Raw genomic sequence first — 25,657 nt, 5'->3', positions numbered from 1 at the left:
CATCCTGGGCAGACGTCACAGCGGCACTCTGGCGCCACCCCCTCCACCGGCTTACCTTGGGCAGCGGTAGGCATACCGTTCGCACGGCTTGTCATGTCTGAGCCCCAAGACGCCCGACAAGAGGTGAGCCTTGTTTCTCCGCCGAAGACGAGCCCGCCGCTTAACGCTCGTCGCCACCGCCCTCGCCACTCTGGCGGCCGTCGCCGCCGGACCCGCCCGCGCCACCGCGGACGGCACACCGTCGGCTCGGCCCACCGGACCACCGCTGGTCCAGCCGATCGACCCCCAGAACTGGCGCAACCCGGACGATATGACCTGGGCCGACTACCGCGCGGTCCCCGGCACCGACTGGGCCGATCCGTCGGTCGAGCCCACCCAGCGCACCTTCAAGGGCGCCCTGGTCCTCCTGGACTACCCCGACGAGGAGTTCACGGTCAGCAAACCGGCCGGATCGAACCGGTTCGGCAATCCGCAGCCCACCGCCGCCGGTATCCCCCGTGACCGCCTCCCCGGCTTCTACCGGGACTTCCTCAACAAGCCAGGCCCGCTGAACCACGGTCACACCATCAACGAGTACTGGATGGAGGACTCTGGCGGACGCATCGGTGTCGATCTGACCGCCTTCGGGGTGTACCGCATGCCCTGGAAGTCGTATCAGTACGGCGTCGAGAACGGGATGAACCCGGGCGCCTGCCCTGCCGGAGACAGCTGTGGCAAGGACATCCGCGCCGACGCCAAGGCGGCCTGGACCGGCGACATCGGCTCCGACGAGGCGGGGAAGTTCGACTTCGTCTTCTATCTCACCGCCGGGGAGGACGAGTCCTCCACCTGGCAGGAGTTCGGCCAGATGAAGTTCGCGAGCGCGGGCGACGTCCCCGCGGTGTGGGGCCCGCCGATCCCCACCGGGAACAACGCGGCCACGACCCGTTATGTCCCCTGGACCTCCTGGCAGGCCGCCGCCCGTATCTGGCCGAACGCCGCGGACGGTTCGTCCCTCCAGGCCGAGAGCTCCGGCATGGCCGTCTACGCCCATGAGTTGAGCCACATCCTGGGCATCGGGGACAACTACAACAACCCGTACGGCACCCCGCTCAGCCGCGCCTACACCGGTATCTGGGGGATGCTCTCCCGGGGCTCGTTCAACGGCCCCGGAGGTCCGCACACCCGCTGGCGGATCCCCGCCACCGCGGGCGCTTCGATGGGCGCCCAGCATGTGCTGCGCGACAAGCTGAAGCTGGGCATCGTGGACGAGCGCAATGTCCTGCGGCTGGACCGTGCCGCCCTGAAGGACTCCGGGCTCATCACCGCCCGGGTCACCGCGCGCTCCGCCCCACCGGGGAAGAAGGGGCTGTCCGGTGTCACCATCGCCATGGACAAGGACCTCTCCCCGCCCTGCGACCGCGACACCGATCCGCTGTGCGACGGCGGCGGCTACGACCACTACACCCTCGAGGTCGTGGACCGGATGGGCATGGACTCCTTCACCCCGGACCACGGAGTGCTGCTCAGCAAGACCAAGGAACAGGACAGGGCACCGTTCGCCTGGGTCATCGACGCGCATCCCGAGGACATCGACCTGGTGGACTTCAAGCGCCCCGACGGCACCCCGCAGAAGATCACCATGGGGGACTACCGCCAGCTCAGCGACGCGCTCTTCCACGCCGGGGCCGACTCCGGCAGCAAGTACGAGTACATCGACAAGGCCAACCGGCTGCACTTCTACGTCCTCGATCCGCACCGGAACCGGTCCGGGGTGCTCTCGTACACCGTGGCCGTCCGCTCCCTCGACGGCGACGGGACACAGCGGCGTGGGCTGGCCGTAGGCCGTGGCCAGGCGACGGGCAAGCCGTCCGAGGGCCGGGCCCGGTGCACCTTCGCCCTCGCCAACACCGGCGACACCACGGCCGAAAAGGGTGATCGGCCCGGGAACACCAGCGCCTCCACCACCTCCGATGTGTACCGGCTGTCGGCCACGGCCGCCGGGCGGGGCTGGTCGGCCTGGCTGCCCAACCGGCTCACCACCGCCGAGGCCGGAACCTCGGTGGACGTGGAGGTGGCCGTGACCGCGAAGAAGGGCGCCGACCGGCACGGCAAGGTGCTCCTCACCGCCCGTTCCGAAAGCGACCCCCGCAAGACCGCCACGGCCCGCTGCGCACTGACGGCGTCGGGCCGCTAGAGACTGCGCATGGGGGGAGGACGGCCCGCCGGATCCCGGCGAGCCGTCCTCTCATCTGCACGGCGCTACTCCGTCGTGTCCCTGGTGTCCGAGGTGTCCGTCGTGGCCTGTGCGTTCTCGATCGGCACCCGGAGAGTGTCCGGTTCACAGCCGACGGTCCCGGCGATGATCCGTGCCGCCCCCATGGTGAGGGGCACCAGGCTCTGCTGATCGACCTTGTCCGGGGTGTCCCGCGGATCGAAGATGTACATCGGCGTGGTGATCAGCTGCACCAGCGGCACCCCGGTGTAGTAGAAGTACGCGCCATCGGTCGCGGGGTTGGGCGCGAAGGCGGTCGGCGACAGGATCCATGAACGCCGCAGGTCCTCCGCCGCGATGGACTCGGCCACCAGCCGCTCCAGCCGCGGCGCCTGGGTGGTGAACCACCAGCGCACCTCGGGATCGTCGGTGGGCACGACCTCCCCGTCGACCACCACCGCCTCCCGCGCGGCGTGCTCCAGATGCATCTCCAGGACGACCTTGGGGAACAGCTCGGGATGCGCCGCGATGAAAGCCTGGGTACCCGCGGCACCCGCCATGTGGCCGGAGGTCAGCACGAACAGCATGTTGTGCGGCCTCAGTTCCCGCGGCACCGAGGCCCAGAACGTGGCCTGCGCCAGGACGAGGGCGACACCGGAGGCGTCCTCGACCGCGGAGGCCCACGGACCGTCGTGGTGGGAGCCGACGATGACCCAGTGGTCCGAGGCTCCGGGAAGTGTTCCCACCACATTGTGGGTGGTCTCCTCGGTGATCGTGGCATCGGAGACGATCCGCCCCTCGCACTCACCGGACGCCATCAGCTCACGGACCTTCGCCCCGTCCTCCCCGCTCAGCCAGATCCCGGGGATCGACCGCCGCTCCGCGTCGTAGGGCCAGTAGAAGTCACTGGTCTCCCAGGGCAGTCCGGTGAGCAGTCCGACATAGGCGGTCGCGCCGTCCTTGATGGCGATGTCGAAGTCCAGCACATGCGGAAGGTCGAACGGGACGGTCTGGACGAGATCGGGAAACACACCCTCGGGGTCGTAACAGTCGGTGGCCCGGGCCTGCACCTCCGTCTGCGGAAGCCGGGTGAAGCCGATCTCCTGTACGGCGATACGGCCGCGCAGCTCCCCCTCCTCCCCGTCCCCCATGCGGATGAGGTGTCCCTCGGTCCCCTCGGTGGGGGTGGTGTACGGCAGGGCGAGCCCGGAGAAGCGGATGACGTCATCGGGACGGTCCACCGGCCATAGCTCAAAGGTGGCGGATCGCGGTCGCCAGATCGGTGTGTCCAACGGCTCCAGCCGGACGTCCTCGAGCCCCGTCTCCCGGAACTGGTCGGCGGCCCACTCCTCGGTCCAGCTGTCGGCCGGATAACCCGCCCGGCGAATACCCTGGCTGACGATCGATTCGATCCAGGTCATCATCTCCTTCGAGCTGGGTGCCCGGTCGATGTACTTTTCCAGGGCCGGCCAGCCATGTGTGACCGAGGACTCACCCAGTCCGCCAGAGTCGCCCATCGCCATCCTCCTTATCGCGAACGTCCGGTTCATGGTCCGCGATATCACTAAAGCTGGACTAAGGCGAAGGACCTAGCGGCGCGTTAGATCACCTTTAGTGCGGACGCAAATGATGGTCGCCGTATCGGCGCCCGCTGATCCGCCGGGCGCTGGACCGAAGGTCAGGCCTCGATTACCGGTGGAGTTGAGTGTGCGTACCCACAGAACAGAAGGACAGGATCCGCTTCCCCCGGCGCGCGGGGCGAGGCGGATCCGGCGACGCGTCCCCGTCGGTATGGTCGGTCTGGCCGCCGTGAGCGTGGTCGCGCTCACCATGAGCCCGGTGAACGCCGAACCCGACCCCCAGGGAAAGGAGCCGCCGCGGTCCACCAATCCGCTGCCCGCGCCGCCCCAGATGCGCGATCTGGACTTTCTGCTCGGCACGTACACCTGTGACTACACACCGCCGCCGGGCGGAAAGCCGGCGGTGCTGCGCATGACCACGAAGAAGGCCATGGGAGGCCATTACTACTACACCGACGCCACCCTGGAACCCGGAAAAGTCGCCGGACGTTCCTCCTTCGGTTGGAATCCCGTCGACAAAACCTTCATCAACCAGTACCACGACAACTGGGGCTCGTCCGGCAATTACTCCTCCCCGGGCTGGAAGAACGGGCATCTCATGTTCAAGGGCCCGCTCAGCCAGGTGGTGACTCCGGACGCCGACGGCAACACCGAGGGAATCAAACTGGGTCTGGTCGACGATTACCAGATCCTCGGTCCTGGACATTTCAGGGACAACACGAGTTTCACCTTTCCCGATGGAACCGTGCTGCGGGGAAGCTACGACTGCCACCGTCGGTAAAGCACCGGACGGGCCATACGTCCGGCCCTGACCGGGCACGTTCTGCAGCTCGTTCGGCCCGTCCAACGAGACATGAGGTCGCCGGTTCTCGTCGAGGGAAGTGGGTACGCCGCCAATGGCGAACAACGAAGAGAGGCTTCTCGACTACCTGAAGCGCGTCACGGCGGACCTGCGTCAGACTCAGCGCCGTCTGAAGGACGCCGAGTCGGCCGGATCCGAGCCGGTCGCCATTGTCGGGATGTCCTGTCGATTCCCCGGGGGCGTACGGTCCCCCGAGGAACTGTGGGAGCTGGTCGCCGCCGAGCGGGACGCCATCACCGAGCTGCCGACGAACCGCAACTGGGACCTGGACAACCTCTTCCACCCCGACCCGGAACACCCGGGCACCAGCTATTGCCGCGAGGGCGGCTTCATCGACGACCCCGCCGGATTCGACGCCGCTTTCTTCGGCATCAGCCCGCGCGAGGCACTGGGGATGGCACCGCAGCAGCGGCTGGCCCTGGAAGCGTCGTGGGAGGCCATCGAGTACGCCGGTATCGATCCTGAATCGCTGCGGGGCAGCCGCACCGGCACCTTCATCGGCTGTGACCACCTCGACTACTGCTCGGACGTCTCGCAGGTGCCCGAGGGCTCCGCCGGATACTTCACGATCGGCAACTCGGCCAGTGTGGTGTCCGGCCGGGTGGCGTACACCCTGGGTCTCGAGGGCGCCGCGGTGACGGTGGACACCGCGTGTTCCTCGTCGCTGGTGGCCATGCATCTGGCGTGCCAGTCGATCCGGCAGGGCGAATGCCAACTCGCCCTGGCGGGCGGTGTCGCCGTGATGTCCTCGACGGCCCCGTTCATCGGCTTCAGCGAGCTGCGCGGCCTCGCCCCGGACGGCCGGTCCAAGGCGTTCTCAGCCGACAGCGACGGAATGACGCTGTCCGAGGGCATCGGCGTACTGCTGCTGGAGCGGCTGTCCGACGCACGGCGCAACGGCCACCGGGTACTGACCGTGATCCGGGGCACGGCCGTCAACCAGGACGGTGCGAGCAACGGTCTGACGGCACCCAACGGCCCGTCGCAGCAGCGGGTGATCCGGCAGGCACTCGAGAACGCCCGGCTGTCGCCGTCGGAAGTGGACGCGGTCGAGGCACACGGCACCGGGACCACGCTGGGCGACCCGATCGAGGCCCAGGCGCTGCTGGCCACCTACGGCCAGGAACGCCCCGACGGCCGACCGCTGTTGCTGGGATCCATCAAGTCGAACATCGGCCACGCACAGATGGCCGCGGGCGCGGCGGGCGTGATCAAGATGGTGATGGCGATGCGGCATGAGCTGCTGCCCGCCTCACTGCACATCGATCAGCCGACCCCGCATGTGGACTGGACGGCCGGGCACATCCGGCTGCTCGCCGAGGCCGCACCATGGACGCGGGCCGGCCATCCGCGCCGGGCGGGGGTGTCCTCCTTCGGTATCTCCGGTACCAACGCCCACCTGATCCTGGAGCAGGCTCCCGAGCCGACCGACGCGGACGAGGCGAAGCCGGTGAACGCGGGACCACCGGCCGGGCCGGTGCCGTGGGTGGTGTCGGCGCGGAGCGCGGAGGCGTTGCGGGACCAGGCGGCGGCGCTGGCCAGGCGGGTCGAGGACGGCGATGCCGATGTGGGCGCGGCAGAGGTGGGCTGGTCGCTGCTGACCTCGCGGACGTTGTTCGACCACCGGGCCGTGATGGTGGGGACGGAGCGTGGAGAGCTGCTGGCGGGTCTGGAGGCACTGGCCGCCGGTGAACCGCACCCGGGCGTCGTGGGGCCGGGCGAGGCCGTGGCCGGCGCGGGCCACACGGTGTTCCTGTTCAGCGGCCAGGGCAGCCAGCGGCCGGGCATGGGCGCCGGACTCTACGACCGCTTCCCCGTCTTCACCGAAGCCTTCGACGAAGTGTGTGCGCTCCTCGATCCGCATCTGGAGCATGCACTGCGCGATGTGGTCTTCAGCGATGGCACGGAGCAGGCGGATCTGCTGGATCACACGACGTATGCGCAGGCGGGGCTGTTCGCGCTGCATATCGCGTTGGCGAGGCTGCTCGCCTCGGTCGGTGTCCACCCGGACGCGGTGATCGGCCACTCCATCGGCGAGATCGCCGCAGCACACATCGCCGGGGTCTTCGACCTCCCCGACGCCTGCCGACTCGTCGCCGCACGCGCCACCCTCATGGGCCAACTCCCCACCGGCGGAACCATGACCACCATCGCCGCCACCCCCGACGAACTCACCCACGACCTCGCCCAAACCGACGGACAAGTCAGCATCGCCGCCCTCAACACCCCTGGCAACACGGTGATCTCAGGACCCGAAGAACTGGTGAACGCCATCAGCGCGGCGTGGGCAGAACGCGGCCGCAAGACCCGAACACTCAGCGTCAGCCACGCCTTCCACTCCCCCCAGATGGAACCCATCCTCACACCATTCACCCAAGCCATCACCGAACTGACCTACCACCCACCCACCATCCCCCTCATCAGCAACCTCACCGGCCAACCCGCCGACGACTCCATCACCACCCCCGACTACTGGGCCCAGCACATCCGCCAACCCGTCCACTTCCACCCCGCCATCACCCACATCGCCCCACAAACCACCACCTTCCTCGAAATCGGCCCCGACCCCATCCTCACCACCGCCACCCAACACACCCTCCACCACCTCGCGAACGACCATCCCACGCCCCTGGTGACAGCGGTCCTCACCCGGAAGCAGCCCGACACCTACGCACTGACCCACGCACTCGCCCGCCTCCACACCACTACCGGCACGGACATCGACTGGACCCGCTGGTACCCGGCGGATCCCACCCCCCGGGTGATCGACCTGCCGACATACGCGTTCCAGCACCAGCGTTTCTGGCTGGCGCAGCCCACCGCACGGGCCGGCGGAGGTGGCTGTACGGGCGAGGATCCGGCCGAGGCGCAGCTCTGGCACGCCATCGAAGAGCTCGACGTGGACACCTTGAAGTCCACCCTCGGGCTTGACGAGGACAGTCCCGGCATCGACGCCCTGCTGCCCGCCCTCCCCGTTCTCTCGGCTTGGCGGCGTCGGCATCGCGAGCAGACCGTCATCGACTCCTGGCGCTACCGGGTCACCTGGCAGCAGCTGCCCGAGCCGGACACCGCGGAGCTGACCGGCACCTGGCTGGTGGTGATGCCCGCCGACGGTGCGGAACACATCGCGGTCCGGGCCGCCGTGCAGGCCCTGCACTCCCACGGCGCCACCACGCTCGCCCTCCCGCTCAACTCCCAGGAGGTCGAGCGCGCGGATCTGGCGGAACAGCTCGCCCAACTGGCCGAGGACACACCGCTCTCGGGAATCCTCAATCTGCTCGCGCTCGACCAAGTGCCGCACGCCGCATACCCCGCGGTAGCCACCGGAGTCGCCGCGACGACGGCGCTCATCCAGGCGCTCGGCGACGCCGGGATCGCCGCACCGCTGTGGTGCCTCACGCAGGGCGCCGTCGCCACCCGGAATGGCGACGTTCTCCCGCACCCCGGTCAGACACAGATCTGGGGGCTGGGGCGAGTGGCCGCCCTCGAGCATCCTCGGCGTTGGGGCGGTCTCATCGACCTGCCCATGACGATCGGCCATCAGACGGCGAGCCGTCTCGCCGCGCTGCTGGTGTCCGGTCAGCCCGAGGACCAGGTCGCCATCCGCGCGTCGGGCAGCTTCGCCCGCCGTCTCAGCCACGCCACCACACCGGCCACGACATCCACGGCACCCACGACCTGGCAACCGTCCGGCACCACCCTGATCACCGGCGGCACCGGCGGCCTCGGCGCACAGATCGCCCGCTATCTCGCCCACCACGGCGCACCCCGACTCCACCTCGTCAGCCGCAGCGGACCCGACGCACCCGGCGCCCCCCAACTCACCCAAGAACTCACCGCACTCGGCACCGACATCACCATCACCGCCTGCGACGTCTCCCACCGCGACACCCTCCGCGAACTCCTCGACACCATCCCCACCGAACACCCCCTGACCACCGTCATCCACGCCGCGGGGACGATGGAGCTGGCTCCGATCGCCGAGCTGTCCCCCGCGGAGCTCGAACGTGTTCTGCGGTCGAAGGCGCAGGCCGCCGCCCATCTCCATGAGCTCACTCAGGACCACGAACTCACCGCCTTCGTCCTCTTCTCGTCGAACTCGGCCACCTGGGGCAGTGGTCAGCAGGCCGCCTACGCCGCGGCGAACACCTACCTCGACGCCCTCGCCGAACACCGCCGCGCCCGGGGGTTGCCCGCCACCAGCCTGGCCTGGGGCCCCTGGAGCGACGCCGGGATGGCCGCCGACCAAACGGCCCTCACACACCTCAAGCGACGCGGTCTCTCACCCCTTGGCACCGACCTCGCCCTGAAATCCCTGCACCATGCCCTGACGCAGAACGACACGGCCGTCACGATCGCCGATGTCGACTGGAACCGGTTCGCGGGGGCGTTCACGGCACAACGGCCGAGTCCGCTGCTGGCCCGGCTCACCACGTCCGATGGGGAGCAGCCCGCATCGCCGAGTACAGCCGACGGCACAGCCGTGGACAGTCCGCTGCGGCACCAGCTCGACGCCGCCACCGCCGATCAGCAGCTCCAGATCCTCGTCCGGCATATCCAGACACTCGCGGCCACCATCCTCGGCCACAGCGGCATCGACGCGATCGCGCCCGCCCAGCCCTTCCAGGAACTCGGCTTCGACTCGCTGACCGCCGTCGAACTCCGGAATCAGCTCACGGCCGCCACCGGGCTGAGCCTCGCACCCGCGCTGGTCTTCGACCACCCCACGCCGAGCGCCCTCGCCACATATCTGCGCGCCGAACTCATGGGCCAGAAGACGGCCGTCAGTACGCATACGCCGTCGGCGGTCACGGACGACGAACCGATCGCGATCGTCGGCATGGCGTGCCGCTACCCGGGCGGGGTGAGTTCACCGGAGGGGCTGTGGGAACTGGTCTCCACGGGCCGGGACGCCATCGCGGAGATGCCCACCGACCGCCATTGGGACCTGGACACCCTCTTCCACCCCGACCCGGATCGTCTGGGCACCAGCTACGCGCGCGAGGGCGGATTCCTCTACGACGCGGGCGAGTTCGACGCCGCCTTCTTCGGCATCAGCCCGCGTGAAGCACTCGCCATGGACCCCCAACAGCGGCTGCTCCTGGAGGCCGCCTGGGAGACCTTCGAGAGCGCGGGCCTGGACCGGGACACGCTCCACGGCAGCAGCACCGGTGTGTTCACCGGTGGCACCTACCAGGGGTACGGCGCGGCCGGGAGCTCCTCGGCGGAAGAGGTCGAGGGCTATCTGCTGGCGGGCGGAACCCCGAGCGTCATGTCCGGGCGCGTGGCGTACTCGTTCGGCCTGGAGGGGCCCGCGGTGACGGTGGACACCGCGTGCTCGTCGTCGCTGGTGGCCATGCATCTGGCCGCCCAGGCGCTGCGGCAGGGCGAATGCACCCTGGCCCTGGCCGGTGGTGTGACCGTGATGGCCACCCCGACCACCTTCATCGAGTTCTCGCGGCAGCGCGGGCTGGCCGCCGACGGCCGCTGCAAGCCGTTCGCGGCGGCGGCCGACGGCACCGGCTGGGGCGAGGGCGCCGGTCTGCTGCTGTTGGAGCGGCTGTCCGACGCACGGCGCAACGGCCACCGGGTGCTGGCGGTGCTCCGGGGTTCGGCGGTCAACCAGGACGGCACCAGCAATGGCCTGACGGCGCCCAACGGCCCGTCACAGCAGCGGGTGATCCACCAGGCACTCGCCAACGCACGGCTGTCCCCCGCCGAGGTCGACGTGGTGGAGGGCCATGGCACGGGGACCACGCTGGGCGACCCGATCGAGGCTCAGGCGCTGCTGGCCACCTACGGCCAGGAACGGCAGGACGGGCAGCCGTTGTGGCTCGGCTCGATCAAGTCCAACATCGGGCACACCCAGGCCGCCGCGGGTGTGGCGGGCGTCATCAAGATGGTGATGGCCCTGCGGCATGGCCTGCTGCCCGCCTCGCTGCACATCGATGAGCCCAGCCCCCATGTGGACTGGAACGCGGGCGAGGTGCGACTGCTGACCGAGGCGACACCTTGGCCCCGGAGCGAACGGCCGCGCCGGGCGGGGGTCTCGTCCTTCGGCATCAGCGGCACCAACGCCCATGTCATCGTTGAGCAGTCCCCCGAGGTGTCCGAGCCGGTCGCGACGGAACTGATGGGCGACGGGCCACCGGCCGGGCCGGTGCCGTGGGTGGTGTCGGCGCGGAGCGCGGAGGCGTTGCGGGACCAGGCGGCGGCGCTGGCCAGGCGGGTGAACAACGCCCCGGAGATGGCGCCGACCGAGGTGGGGTGGTCGCTGCTCACCTCGCGGACGCTGTTCGACCACCGGGCCGTGATGGTGGGGACGGAGCGCGATGAGCTGCTGGCGGGCCTGGAGGCGCTGGCCGCCGGTGAACCGCACCCGGGTGTTGTGGGGCCGGGCGAGGCCGTGGCCGGCGCGGGCCACACGGTGTTCCTCTTCAGCGGCCAGGGCAGCCAGCGGCCGGGCATGGGCGCCGGACTCTACGACCGCTTCCCCGTCTTCGCCGAAGCCTTCGACGAAGTCTGCGCACTCCTCGACCCCCACCTCGAACAGCCGCTACGACAGGTTGTGTTCGACCTCGACACCGAGCGGACCGGGTTGCTCAACCATACGACGTATGCGCAGGCGGGGCTGTTCGCGCTGCACATCGCGTTGGCGAGGCTGCTCGCCTCAGTCGGTGTCCACCCGGACGCGGTGATCGGCCACTCCATCGGCGAGATCGCCGCAGCACACATCGCCGGGGTCTTCGACCTCCCCGACGCCTGCCGACTCGTCGCCGCACGCGCCACCCTCATGGGCCAACTCCCCACCGGCGGAACCATGACCACCATCGCCGCCACCCCCGACGAACTCACCCACGACCTCGCCCAAACCGACGGACAAGTCAGCATCGCCGCCCTCAACACCCCTGGCAACACGGTGATCTCAGGACCCGAAGAACTGGTGAACGCCATCAGCGCGGCGTGGGCAGAACGCGGCCGCAAGACCCGAACACTCAGCGTCAGCCACGCCTTCCACTCCCCCCAGATGGAACCCATCCTCACACCATTCACCCAAGCCATCACCGAACTGACCTACCACCCACCCACCATCCCCCTCATCAGCAACCTCACCGGCCAACCCGCCGACGACTCCATCACCACCCCCGACTACTGGGCCCAGCACATCCGCCAACCCGTCCACTTCCACCCCGCCATCACCCACATCGCCCCACAAACCACCACCTTCCTCGAAATCGGCCCCGACCCCATCCTCACCACCGCCACCCAACACACCCTCCACCACCTCGCGAACGACCATCCCACGCCCCTGGTGACAGCGGTCCTCACCCGGAAGCAGCCCGACACCTACGCACTGACCCACGCACTCGCCCGCCTCCACACCACCACCGGCACGGACATCGACTGGACCCGCTGGTACCCGGCGGATCCCACCCCCCGGGTGATCGACCTGCCGACATACGCCTTCCAGCACCGGCGCTTCTGGCTGGCCGCCTCCTCGACGGGCACGGCCGCCCCCGACTCGGCGGCGTCGGCCGACCGGGAGTTCTGGGAGGCCGTGGAGCGCGAGGACCTCGAGGCACTTGCGGCGACACTCGACTCCCCCACGGATCAGCGGACCATGCTGGGCGCGGTCTTGCCGACCCTGTCGGCCTGGCGGCGGCACCACCGTGAGCAGTCGGTCATCGGTTCCTGGCGGTATCGGGCCACGTGGAAGCATCTCTCCGAACAGTCCACGCCTCCGGCGCTCTACGGCACCTGGCTGCTGATCATCCCCGTAGGCCACGCGGACCATCCCACCGTACGAACCGTGACGCAGGCCCTTACCACCCATGGCGCCACTCCTCTCCCCCACACCATCGAGCCCGACAGCGCCGCCCGGGACACGCTGGGACACCAACTCGGCTCGTCAGTCTCAGGCGCCGACATCGCCGGGGTAGTGAGCCTGCTCGCGCTCGCCCAGGAGCCGCATCCGGACCACCCCGCCGTGCCCGCCGGGCTCGCCGCCACCCTCACACTCCTACAGGCTTTGGGCGACACCGAGATCGCCGCGCCCCTGTGGTGCCTCACCCAAGGGGCCGTAGCCGTGGTCCCCGGGGAACCGCTGCCCCACCCACTCCAGTCACAGATCTGGGGGCTGGGCCGTACGGCCGCCCTGGAACACCCCCGAAGCTGGGGCGGTCTGATCGATGTCCCGACCGTCATCGACCATCACACCGCCCGCCGTCTGGCCACGCTCCTCGCCCCCGGCCAACCGGAGGACCAGGTGGCGATCCGCACCACCGGCTGCTTCGCCCGCCGTCTCAGCCACGCCACCACACCTTTCACGGCGCCCATCACCTGGCAGCCGTCCGGCACCACCCTGATCACCGGCGGCACCGGCGGCCTCGGCGCACAGATCGCCCGCTATCTCGCCCACCACGGCGCACCCCGACTCCACCTCGTCAGCCGCAGCGGACCCGACGCACCCGGCGCCCCCCAACTCACCCAAGAACTCACCGCACTCGGCACCGACATCACCATCACCGCCTGCGACGTCTCCCACCGCGACACCCTCCGCGAACTCCTCGACACCATCCCCACCGAACACCCCCTCACCACCGTCATCCACGCCGCCGGGACATCCGACACCGAGCTTCTGGCCGATCTCGGACCGGACCGGTTGCAGCATGTTCTGGGCCCCAAGGCGCTGGCCGCGACCCATCTGCATGAACTCACCCAGGATCTGGACCTCTCCGCGTTTGTGCTGTTCTCGTCCGGTGCCGCCGCCTGGGGCGGCAGCCGACAAGGCGCCTATGCCGCGGCGAACACCTATCTCGACGCCCTCGTCGAACACCGCCACGCCCGGGGGTTGCCCGCCACCAGCATCGCCTGGGGCCCCTGGAGCGACGCAGGCATGGCCGCCGATGAAACGGCCCGCTCCTTCTACAGCCGACGTGGGCTGTCGCCGCTCAGCCCGGAGCTGGCCCTCGCATCGCTGCATCACGCGCTCAATCACCGCGACACCACCGTGATCATCGCGGATATCGACTGGGCGACGTTCCCCGTCACCTTCACCGCTCAGCGCCCCAGCCCCCTGCTCTCCGAGCTCATCCCGGCCACCGGCGGCCTGGCCGATCCCCAGGGCGGAGCGACCGCCACCCCGCTGCTTCAGCAGCTCAGCGGCTGCACTGCGGCCGAACAACACCAACTCCTCCTGCACCGGATCCAGTTCCTGGCAGCCACGATCCTCGGTCATGCCGGACCGGACGCCATTCCGCCCGCCCAGCCTTTCCAGGAGCTCGGCTTCGACTCCCTCACCGCGGTCGAGCTGCGCGATCAACTCACCACCGTCACCGGCGTCGAGCTGCCACCCACCCTGGTCTTCGACCACCCGACACCCGACGCCCTGACCGCGTACCTGCGCACCGAACTCACCGGCGGGCAGACGGCCGTCGCTCCGCATACCCCCACCGTGGCCGCCCTCGACGAACCGATCGCCATCGTGGGCATGGGCTGCCGCTTCCCCGGCGGCGCCCGTAGCCCGAAGGACCTGTGGGATCTGGTGGTGGCAAGCCGTGACGCCATCGGGGAGATGCCCACTGATCGCCACTGGGAGCTGGACGCGCTCTTCCATCCCGACCCCGAGCACCTGGGTACGAGCTACGTCCGAGAGGGCGGGTTCCTCTACGACGCGGGCGAGTTCGACGCCGCCTTCTTCGGCATCAGCCCGCGGGAAGCACTCGCCATGGACCCCCAGCAGCGGCTGCTCCTGGAGGCCGCCTGGGAGACCTTCGAACACGCGGGCCTGGACCGGGACACGCTCAACGGCAGCGACACCGGTGTCTTCGCGGGTGTGACATCGCAGGACTATCTCTCGCTCACCGGTGACACGGCGAGTGATGTCGAGGGCTACGTCGCCACGGGGAACATCGGCAGTGTGGTGTCGGGTCGGGTGGCGTACTCGTTCGGTCTGGAGGGGCCCGCGGTCACGGTGGACACCGCGTGCTCCTCATCGCTGGTGGCGATGCATCTGGCCGCCCAGGCGCTGCGCCAGGGCGAATGTGCGCTCGCCCTGGCGGGCGGAGTCACGGTGATGGCCACTCCGGGCGCGTTCATCGAGTTCTCCCGGCAGCGAGGGCTGGCCTCCGACGCCCGCTGTAAACCGTTCGCCTCGGCCGCCGACGGCATGGTGTGGGGTGAGGGTGTCGGTCTGGTGCTGCTGGAGCGGCTGTCGGACGCTCGGCGCAACGGCCACCGCGTACTGGCTCTCGTCCGCGGTTCGGCGGTCAACCAGGACGGCACCAGCAATGGCCTGACCGCGCCCAACGGGCCCTCCCAGCAACGGGTGATCCGCCAGGCACTCGCCAACGCCCAGCTCGCCCCCGCCGACGTGGACGCCGTCGAAGCACACGGCACCGGCACCACCCTCGGCGACCCCATCGAGGCCCAAGCGCTGCTGGCCACCTACGGTCAGCAGCGGGGCGACGGCCAACCTCTGTTGCTGGGTTCCATCAAATCCAACATCGGCCACACCCAGGCCGCCGCCGGAGTGGCGGGCGTCATCAAGATGGTGATGGCGATGCGCCACGGCCTGCTGCCCGCGTCCCTCCATATCGATGAGCCCAGCCCCCATGTGGACTGGAACGCGGGCGATGTACAGCTGCTCAGCGAGGCCACGCCCTGGCCCGAGCGCGAACGGCCACGCCGGGCGGGTGTGTCCTCCTTCGGCATCAGTGGCACCAATGCCCACCTGATCCTTGAACAGGCCCCTGGATCCCGGGAACCCCACGGGGCCGCCCCCGCAACCACACCTATCGGTGGCGTGCCATGGCTGCTGTCCGCCCAGAGCGACCGGGCGTTGCGCGGGCAGGCGGCCGCGCTCGCCGGACTGCTGAGTCATGCCCCGGAGGCGGCACCGGTCGAGGTGGGTTGGTCTCTGCTCACCTCTCGGTCGCAGTTCGACCACCGGGCCGTGGTGATCGGGTCGGAACGCGATGAGCTGCTGGCCGGCCTGGAGGCGCTGGCCACCGGTGAACCGCACCCGGGGGTGGTAAGCCCGGCGAAAGTCATGCCCAGGACGGGCCACACCGTGTTCCTCTTCAGCGGCCAGGGCAGCCAGCGGCCGGGCATGGGCGCCGGACTGTACGCCCGTTTCCCCGTCTTCGCCGAAGCCTTCGACGAGGTCTGCGCACTCCTCGACCCCCACCTCGATCGTCCACTCCAAGAGCTGGTCTTCAGTAGCGGCCCCGAAGACGCTCAGCTCCTGGATCACACGACGTATGCGCAGGCGGGGCTGTTCGCGCTGCATATCGCGTTGGCGAGGCTGCTCGCCTCGGTCGGTGTCCACCCGGACGCGGTGATCGGCCACTCCATCGGCGAAATCGCCGCAGCACACATCGCCGGGGTCTTCGACCTCCCCGACGCCTGCCGACTCGTCGCCGCACGCGCCACCCTCATGGGCCAACTCCCCACCGGCGGAACCATGACCACCATCGCCGCCACCCCCGACGAACTCACCCACGACCTCGCCCAAACCGACGGACAAGTCAGCATCGCCGCCCTCAACACCCCTGGCAACACGGTGATCTCAGGACCCGAAGAACTGGTGAACGCCATCAGCGCGGCGTGGGCGGAACGCGGCCGCAAGACCCGAACACTCAGCGTCAGCCACGCCTTCCACTCCCCCCAGATGGAACCCATCCTCACACCATTCACCCAAGCCATCACCGAACTGACCTACCACCCACCCACCATCCCCCTCATCAGCAACCTCACCGGCCAACCCGCCGACGACTCCATCACCACCCCCGACTACTGGGCCCAGCACATCCGCCAACCCGTCCACTTCCACCCCGCCATCACCCACATCGCCCCACAAACCACCACCTTCCTCGAAATCGGCCCCGACCCCATCCTCACCACCGCCACCCAACACACCCTCCACCACCTCGCGAACGACCATCCCACGCCCCTGGTCACCGCAACCCTCACCCGCAAACAACCCGACACCCACGCCCTCACCCACACACTCGCCCAACTCCACACCACCACCAACACAACCATCGACTGGACCGCTTGGTACCCGGCGGATCCCACCCCCCGGGTGATCGACCTGCCGACATACGCCTTCCAGCACCAGCGTTTCTGGCTGGCACCGCCCACCCGCCCTGTCACCAACGATGGCGCGAGCCATGGAGACTCGGCCGAGGCGGAGCTCTGGCACGCCATCGAAGAACAGGACGTCGGCACCCTCACCACCGCCCTCCGGCTCGACAAGGACAGCCCCGGCATCGACGCCCTGCTGCCCGCCCTCCCCGTTCTCTCGACCTGGCGACGCCGACACCGCGAACAGAGCACCATCGACTCCTGGCGCTACCGCATCGCCTGGCAGCGCCTGCCGGAGCCCGCCACCGCTCCGGCACTCACCGGTACCTGGCTGATCATCGTCCCCTCGGGACTGGAGGACCACCCGACTGTCCACGCCACCACCCAAGCGCTCCATGCCCATGGTGCGGCCCACGAGACGCTGGCCGTCAACGGCACGGCCCTGCACCGCGACGACCTGGCACGGCAACTCATCTCCACGACGGCGGAGTTCACAACCTCGGGAATCCTGAGTCTGCTCGCGCTGGACGAGTCGCCCCATCCCCACCATCCATCCGTGCCCATCGGGCTGGCCGCCACCACCGCCCTCGTCCAAGCCCTCAGCGCGGCCGAGGACACCGGGCCACTGTGGTGTCTCACGCAGGGAGCCGTGGCGACCGGCGCCTCCGATCCGCTCCCCCATCCCCATCAGGCACAGATCTGGGGATTCGGCCGCGTTGCCGCGCTGGAGCACCCCCGGCTGTGGGGCGGGCTCATCGATCTTCCGACGGCGATCGATGCCGAGACCCCGGCTCGTATCGCGAGGCGCCTGGCCGAGGGCCGGTCCGAGGACCAGATCGCCATCCGCTCCGGTGCGTTCGCCCGCCGTCTTGAACACGTCCCGGCCACCGTCCCGCCGACCACCGGTTGGCGGCCATCCGGTACGACCCTCATCACCGGCGGCACCGGTGGTCTCGGCGCTCATGTCGCCCGCTGGCTGGCCGCCCACGGCGCGCCTCGTCTTCAGCTCGTCAGTCGCAGCGGTCCGGATGCCCCCGGCGCCATCGGACTCACCGAGGAGCTCACCTCATTCGGCACCGACGTCACCATCACCGCCTGCGACGTCTCCGACCGCGACGCCCTCCGTGCCCTTCTCGACACCATCCCCGCCGAACACCCCCTCACCACCGTCATCCATGCTTCCGGCATCCCCGAGAACGCGCCACTGGCGGAGCTCGACCTCGCTCATGTCGACGATGTGCTGCGGCCCAAGTCGCTCGCGGCCACGCATCTCCATGAGCTCACGGCGGACTTGGACCTCTCCGCGTTCGTGCTCTTCTCCTCCGGTGCCGCCGCCTGGGGCGGCAGCCGTCAGGCGTCCTACGCCGCCGCCAACGCGTATCTCGACGCCCTCGCCGAACACCGCCACGCCCAGGGCCTTCCGGCCACCAGTCTCGCCTGGGCTCCGTGGAGCGAGGCGGGCATGGCGGCGGACGACGCCGTCACCGAGTACTACCACCGGCGCGGGATGAGGCCGCTGACCACCGATCTGGCAATCAAGTCCCTTCAGTGCGCACTCGACCAGGGCGACACCACCGTCACGATCGCGGACATCGACTGGCGGACGTTCCCGGCCGGTTTCACCGCACAGCGCCCCAGTCCGCTCCTCTCCTCGCTGTCACCCAGCGCTCCGCCGAACGCCGAGACCGCGGACTCCTCTGCCGCCTCCAGCGCGCTCCGGCAGCAGCTCGCCGAGGGCACCCTCGCCCAGCAGCACCACCTTCTGCTGCGCCATATCCAGACGCATGCCGCGGCCATCCTCGGCCATTCCGGTATCGATGCCGTTCCGCCGTCCCAGCCCTTCCAGGAGCTCGGCTTCGACTCCCTCACCGCGGTCGAGTTCGGCACCCGGCTCTCGGCCACCACCGGCGTCGACCTTCCGCCCACCCTCATCTTCGACCACCCGACGCCCAAGGAGATGGCTGACTTCCTGCGTGAGCGGCTCGTCGACGCCGAGGTGTCGTCCGAGGGACGGCTGCTGTCGGAGCTCGACCGGTGGGACGCCGTGTCGAAGCCATCGGGGTTGAACGCGTCGGCCCGTCGGAGGATCGCCGGACGGCTGCATCTGCTGCTCGCCAAGTGGGACGACACGGACCGCGCGCCCGAGCGGTCCACGACGCACAGCGCACTCGAGACAGCGACGGCAGAAGACATCTTCGAGCTCATCTCCGACGAGTTCGGGAAGTCGTGAGCCCGATGACCTCCACCCTCCGCGCCGCGCCAAGGAGCCCCAGCTAGATGTCGAATGAAGAGAAGCTGCTCGACCACCTCAAGTGGGTCACCGCTGAGCTGCGCCAGACCCGTGAGCGGCTGCGCGAGGTCGAGTCCGCCGAGCCGGAACCCATCGCCATTGTCGGGATGGCCTGCCGCTATCCGGGCGGAGTGCGGTCACCCGAGGAGCTGTGGCGGCTGGTGCGGGACGGCGATGACGCGATTTCCGCGTTTCCCACGGACCGAGGGTGGGCCACCGAGGAGCTGTACGACCCGGATCCCGAGCGGTACGGGAAGTCCTATGTGGACCAGGGCGGCTTCTGCCACGACGCGACCGAGTTCGACGCGGCGTTCTTCGACATCAGTCCGCGCGAGGCGCTGGCCATGGACCCCCAGCAGCGGGTGCTGCTGGAGACCGCGTGGGAGGCGTTCGAGCGGGCCGGGCTCAACCGCCGTGCCCTGAGCGGCAGCAACACCGGCGTGTTCGCCGGGGTGGGCTCTCATGACTACCTGTCGGTCATCGGCAATATCACCAGCGAGGTGGAGGGCTACGTCGGGGCCGGGAACCTCGGCAGTGTGGTGTCCGGCCGGGTGGCGTACACGCTCGGTCTGGAGGGGCCCGCGGTCACGGTGGACACCGCGTGTTCCTCCTCGCTGGTGGCCATCCATCTGGCGTGTCAGGCGCTGCGCAACGGCGAATGCGATCTGGCGCTGGCCGGTGGTGTGGCCGTGATGGCCACACCGGGCGCGTTCATCGAGTTCTCGCGGCAGCGGGGGATGGCCCCGGACGGCCGGTGCAAGCCCTTCGCGGCCGCCGCGGACGGTACGGGCTGGGGCGAGGGTGCCGGGCTTGTTGTGCTGGCGCGGCTCCGTGACGCGCAGCGCCGTGGCCATCGTGTGCTGGGTATGATCCGCGGCTCCGCCGTCAATCAGGACGGTGCAAGCAACGGCCTGACCGCGCCCAACGGGCCTTCCCAGCAACGGGTGATCCGGCAGGCGCTCGCCAACGCCCGGCTGTCGACCGCCGAGGTGGACGCGGTGGAGGGACACGGCACGGGAACCACCCTGGGCGATCCGATCGAGGCCCAGGCGCTGCTGGCCACCTACGGGCAGGGGCGGGCGGAGGACCGGCCGCTGTGGCTGGGGTCGATCAAGTCCAACCTCGGCCACACCCAGGCCGCCGCGGGCGCGGCGAGCGTGATCAAGATGGTGATGGCGATGCGGCACGGGTTGCTGCCCGCCTCACTGCACATCGACGAGCCCACCCCGCACGCGGATTGGAGCGCCGGTGAGGTGCGACTGCTGGCGGAGGCCCTCCCGTGGCCGGAGGGCGAACGCCCACGACGGGCCGGGGTGTCGGCCTTCGGCATCTCCGGGACCAACGCACATCTGATTCTGGAGCAGGCGCCCGCAACGCCCGAGGTGTCTTCGTCCGAGAACGTGTCGCAGCACGATGGCGCGGGCGGTGTGGTGCCGTGGGTGGTGTCGGGGCGTACCGGTGTGGCGCTGCGGGGTCAGGCGGCGGCGCTGGCCGAGCGGGTGGCGCGCGACGCGGACTTGTCGCCCGCGGCGGTGGGCTGGTCGCTGATCAGCACCCGGTCGGTGTTCGACCACCGCGCCGTGGTCATCGGTGAGAACCGCGAGGAGCTGATGGCCGGGCTGAAGGCCCTGGCCGCCGGAGAGACCCACCCTGAGGTGGTCGAGCCGGGCGGTACGGCGGCGGTGGGAGGTCCGGGCGCGGGCGGCGTCGGCCCGGTGCTGGTGTTTCCGGGGCAGGGGTCGCAGTGGGTGGGTATGGGCGCCGGACTGCTCGACGCCTCCCCCGTCTTCGCCGCCCGGGTGGCCGACTGCGAACAAGCCCTCGCCCCCTTCGTCGACTGGTCCCTCACCGACGTCCTCCGCGACGGTGTCAACACCGCCGACCTCAGCCGAGTCGACGTCGTCCAACCCGTCCTCTGGGCCGTCATGGTCTCCCTGGCCGCCGTCTGGGACGACTACGGCATCACCCCCACCGCCGTCATCGGCCACAGCCAAGGCGAAATCGCCGCCGCATGCGTCGCCGGAGCACTCTCCCTCGACGAAGGCGCCCGCATCGTCGCCCTCCGCAGCAAAGCACTCCGCCGCCTCACCGGCAACGGAGCAATGGCCTCCCTCAGCATGAACCAGGAACAAGCCGAAAACCTGCTCACAGAATGCGGCAAACACACCGAAGCAGTAGGCATCGCCGCCATCAACGGACCCAGGTCGATCGTGGTATCCGGCCCCCCGGAACAGGTCACACACACCGTGACCACCAGCGAGAAAGCAGGCCACCGCGCACGGCTCATCGACGTCGACTACGCCTCCCACAGCGCCCAAGTCGACGACATAGCCGATGAGCTACGGGAAGTCCTGGCGGGTATCGAGCCGGTCCAGGCGGAGGCGGCGTTCTACTCCACCGTGACCGCCCGGCGCATGGACACCAGCGGGCTGGACACCGCTTACTGGGTGCAGAATCTGCGGGAGCGAGTGCGGTTCGCGGACGCGGTGCGGGCACTGCTCGACGACGGCCACCGCGTGTTCATCGAGGCCAGCACCCACCCCGTCCTCACCATCGGATTGCAGGAGAGCTTCGAGGAAGCGGGTATCGCAGCCGCAGCGGTCCCGACCCTCCGCCGAGACCACGGCGACCGCACACAGCTGATGCGCTCGGTGGCGCAGGCGTTCGCGGCGGGGGTCGAGGTGGACTGGACCCGCTGGTTCGGTACCGACCCGGCCCCGCCCGTGGTGAATCTGCCGACGTACGCCTTCCAGCGCGAGCGGTACTGGCTGGAGGGCCGTGGTGGCCAGGGCGATGATCCCGGCGACCTCGGTCTGGTGGCGGCCGGGCATCCGCTGCTCGGCGCCGCCGTGGAACTCGCCGAGGGCGGAACACATCTGCTGACCGGCCGGCTCTCCCCGCGCACCCACCCCTGGCTGAATGATCACCGGGTGCTGGACACCGTACTGCTCCCGGGGACGGCCTTCGCCGAACTGGCGCTGCACACCGCCGCCCGGACCGGCTGTGACGGGGTGTCGGAGCTGACACTGTACGCACCGCTGGTGATCGCGGAGGGCGAGGCGGTCGATGTGCAGATCGCGGTCGCCGCCCCCGAGGCCACCGGTGACCGGGGGCTGACCATTCACTCCCGTCCGGCGGACGACAGCGGCGACGCGGTCTGGACACGGCATGCGACGGGTGTGCTCACCGCCTCGTCCGCGACCGACACCACCGACACCGACACTGGCGAATCCGATTCTGTCGACCCCGCCGGGATGAGCCGTGTCTGGCCGCCTCAGGGCGCCACACCGCTGCCCGTGGCGGACTTCTACCGCGGTCTGGACGACCACGGCTATGGCTACGGTCCGTCCTTCCAGGGCCTCACCGCCGCATGGCGCCTCGGCGACCGGCTCTACGCCGAGGTGGCCCTGCCCGAGGAGGAGCGTGCCCACGCCACCGCCTACGGCATCCACCCCGCGCTGCTCGACGCGGCCCTGCATGTCCGTGCCCTCGCCGTCGACCCCGCTTCCGAGGAGGCACACCGGGTTCTGCTCCCCTTCTCGTGGAGCGGTCTGCGGCTGCGGGCGACCGGTGCGGATACGCTGCGGATCCGGCTCACCCCCACCGCGGCGGACCGGCTCTCCCTGACCGCCGCCGACCCGGTCGGCGCACCGGTGGTCACGGTGGACGAGCTGGTGCTGCGTCCGGTGGCGGACGGTCAGCTGGGCCGGACGCGTTCAACGGGCCGGAACACACTGTTCCAGCTGCTGTGGGAGCGGGTATCGGCGGCCGCGAGCTCCTCCGCCCTCCGTTCGGCCATCCTCGGATCCGACGGCCGTCCGCCCGCCACCGCGCTGCCCGAGGGGCCGTGTTATCCGGACCTCACCGCGCTACGGACGGCCGTGGCGGACGGAGCTCCGGCACCCGACGTGGTGTTCGCCTGCTGCACCGTTCCCAGTGGCGAAGACGGGCCCATCGCGGACACCCACACCCTCACCGCCACCGTTCTGTCGCTGGTGCAGGACTTCCTGGCCGCACCCGAACTGGCGGACACCCGGCTGGCCGTCGTCACGCACGGCGCGGTGGCCACCCAGCGCCACGACGACGTCCGCGATCTGTGCGGCGCCGCCGTATGGGGCCTGGTACGCAGTGCCCAGTCGGAGAGCCCGGGACGGCTGCTGCTGCTCGACCTCGACGGCCAGGACACCTCGCTCGAGGCGGTGGCCAAGGCAGCGGCCTCCGGCGAACCGCAAATCGCCCTCCGCGACGGTGTGTTGTACGTACCACGCCTCATCCAGGACGACGCCGCACAGCGGCTTTCCTCGCCGGAGGGTTCGGCCGCATGGCGTCTTGGGCTCACCGGGCACGGCAGTCTGGATCATCTGGCGCTGGTCGACTGCCCGGAGAACACCCGCCCGCTGGGACCCGGGGAGGTGCGGGTGGCGCTGCGCGCGGGCGGGGTGAACTTCCATGACGTGGTCGTGGCGCTGGGTATGGTCGAGGACCCCCGTCCACTCGGCGGCGACGGCGCGGGGCTGGTCGTGGAAGTGGGGCCGGACACCGACCGGTTCACCGTGGGCGACCGGGTCATGGGGCTGTTCAATGGCACCGGCCCGCTGGTCATCACCGACAGCCGTCTGATCACGCCTATCCCGCCCGGGTGGTCGTACGCCCAGGCGGCCACCACCCCGTCGGCGTTCCTCACCGCCTACTACGGCCTCGCCGATCTCGCCGGGCTGCGCGCCGGGGAGAAGCTGCTGCTGCACGCGGCCACCGGCGGTGTCGGCCTGGCCGCCGTACAGCTGGCCCGCCACTGGCAGGCCGAGGTCTTTGCCACCGCCAGTCCGGGGAAGTGGCATGCGCTGCGCGGACGTGGCTTCGACGACGCGCATATCGCCTCGTCCCGCAGTCTGGACTTCGAGGAGCGGGTGCGCGACGCCGCGGGATCCGTCGATGTGGTGCTCAACTCCCTGGCCGCCGACTTCACCGACGCGTCGCTGCGGCTGCTGGCTCCGGACGGGCGCTTCATCGACATGGGCCGGACCGACATCCGCGACCCCGAGCAGGTCGGCAACGAGTATCCCGGGGTCACCTACCGTGCGTTCGACCTCGTCAGCGGCGCCGGTCCGGACCGTATCCAGCGGATGCTGGCCGAGCTGTCGGCCATGTTCGAGGACGGCATTCTGCAACCGCTGCCGACCACGGTGTGGGACATCCGCCGGGCCCCCGAGGCGTTCCGGCACTTCAGCCAGGCACGCCACATCGGAAAGATCGTGCTGACCATCCCGACCGCCCTCGACCCGGACGGGACCGTACTCATCACCGGCGGTACGGGCACGCTCGGCGCCGCCACCGCACGCCATCTGGTGGCCTGTCACGGAGTGCGGCGGCTGCTCCTGGTCAGCCGCCGCGGACCGGACGCTCCGGGCGCCACCGAGCTGGTCGCGGAGCTGACCGGACTCGGCGCCGAGGTGACGGTCGCGAGGTGTGACATCGCCGACCGGACGGCCCTGGCCACGTTGCTGGAGGGGGTACCCCGTCGGCATCCGCTGACCGCGGTCGTGCACGCGGCCGGGTTGCTGCACGACGCCACCGTCGAGGCACTCACTCCCGAGCAACTGGCCGCCGTGCTGCGGGGGAAGGCCGACGCGGCATGGCATCTGCACGAACTCACCCGCGATCTGGGGCTGTCGGCGTTTGTGCTGTTCTCCGCGGCGGCCGGGCTGCTCGGCGCGGCGGGGCAGGGAAACTACTCGGCGGCCAACGCGTTCCTGGACGCCCTCGCCCATCACCGCCATGCCCAGGGGCTGCCCGCAACCTCGCTGGCCTGGGGCTACTGGGCGCAGGCGACGGGGATGACCGGGGGGATGACGGACGCCGACCGAGCGCGGCTGGCGCGGGCCGGAATGGTGGGGTTGGGCACCGAGGAGGGCTTGGCGCTGCTCGATGCCGCCCTGACCAGCGGTCTGCCCACACTGGCGCCCATCCGGCTGGACCTGGCCGCCCTGCGCGGTCGGGGCGGGGCCGATGACCTTCCGGCCGTCTTCCGGAGCCTGGTGCGCGGCACGCCGCAGGCAGCCACCGGTGTCGTCGTGTCGGGGGCGGTGTCCGGTGCGGGGTCGGCGGAGGTGTTCGCCGCGATGACGGAGGAGGACCGGCAGCAGGCGCTGCTGAAGCTGGTGCGGGCGCACACCGCGACGGTCCTGGGGCATGGTTCGGCGGAATCCGTTCACCCCACGCAGAACTTCCGGGAGCTCGGCTTCGACTCCCTGACCGCCGTGGAGCTGCGGAACCGGCTCGGCGCCGCCACCGGCCTCCGGCTGCCCGCCACCCTGGTCTTCGACCACCCCACTCCCACCGCCGTGGTCCGGTTGCTGCGAGACCTGCTGGCACCGGCCGCCGGGACGGTGTGCGAGGCGCTGCTCGCCGATCTCGACGCCGTCGAGGCGGCCGTGGATTCGGTGCTCGGGGACCGGGAGCAGCGGGCGCGGATCGCGTCCCGGCTGCGGAGGCTGCTGCGCACGGTGGACGGCGGTCCCAGCAGCGCGGACCCGGCGAACGGCCAGCAGGATCTGGGGTCGGCCAGCGACGAGGAGTTGTTCCACGTGCTCGACCACGAACTGTGTGTCCCCTCCGACGACAGTCTCCGATGACTCACGACGGCC

Annotated in this window: 5 protein-coding genes; 4 read left to right on the top strand and 1 reads right to left on the bottom strand. The window is 70.0% G+C overall.

The genetic code is table 11. The features are described 5' to 3' along the window. Positions 1-130: 130 nt before the first annotated feature. A complete protein-coding gene (locus AC4BEG_RS34490) occupies positions 131-2,176 on the top strand; it encodes a M6 family metalloprotease domain-containing protein (RefSeq protein WP_490703601.1) in 2,046 nt (681 codons plus the stop codon). A gap of 65 nt (positions 2,177-2,241) precedes the next feature. Here AC4BEG_RS34490 and AC4BEG_RS34485 read toward each other — a convergent pair whose 3' ends face one another. After that, the gene (locus AC4BEG_RS34485) at positions 2,242-3,711 is read right to left on the bottom strand and encodes a M28 family peptidase (RefSeq protein WP_490703600.1); all 1,470 of its coding nucleotides are present in this window, start codon (positions 3,709-3,711) and stop codon (positions 2,242-2,244) included. A gap of 292 nt (positions 3,712-4,003) precedes the next feature. Here AC4BEG_RS34485 and AC4BEG_RS34480 point away from each other — a divergent pair, with 292 nt between their 5' ends. From AC4BEG_RS34480 to AC4BEG_RS34470, 3 genes are all read left to right on the top strand, one after another. Continuing rightward, positions 4,004-4,555, top strand: coding sequence for a hypothetical protein (locus tag AC4BEG_RS34480; RefSeq protein WP_490703599.1), 552 nt, complete (start codon positions 4,004-4,006; stop codon positions 4,553-4,555). A gap of 115 nt (positions 4,556-4,670) precedes the next feature. Beyond that, positions 4,671-18,953, top strand: coding sequence for a type I polyketide synthase (locus AC4BEG_RS34475; RefSeq protein ID WP_490703598.1), 14,283 nt, complete (start codon positions 4,671-4,673; stop codon positions 18,951-18,953). Between the two features lie 47 nt (positions 18,954-19,000). Beyond that, a complete protein-coding gene (locus AC4BEG_RS34470) occupies positions 19,001-25,645 on the top strand; it encodes an SDR family NAD(P)-dependent oxidoreductase (RefSeq protein ID WP_490703597.1) in 6,645 nt (2,214 codons plus the stop codon). The last annotated feature ends 12 nt before the right edge of the window (positions 25,646-25,657 follow it).

The organism is Streptomyces sp. JLBJ103 (assembly GCF_058215575.1).
The sequence above is the reverse complement of the archived record's forward strand: the minus strand, read 5'-3'. Positions and strand labels throughout refer to the sequence as shown.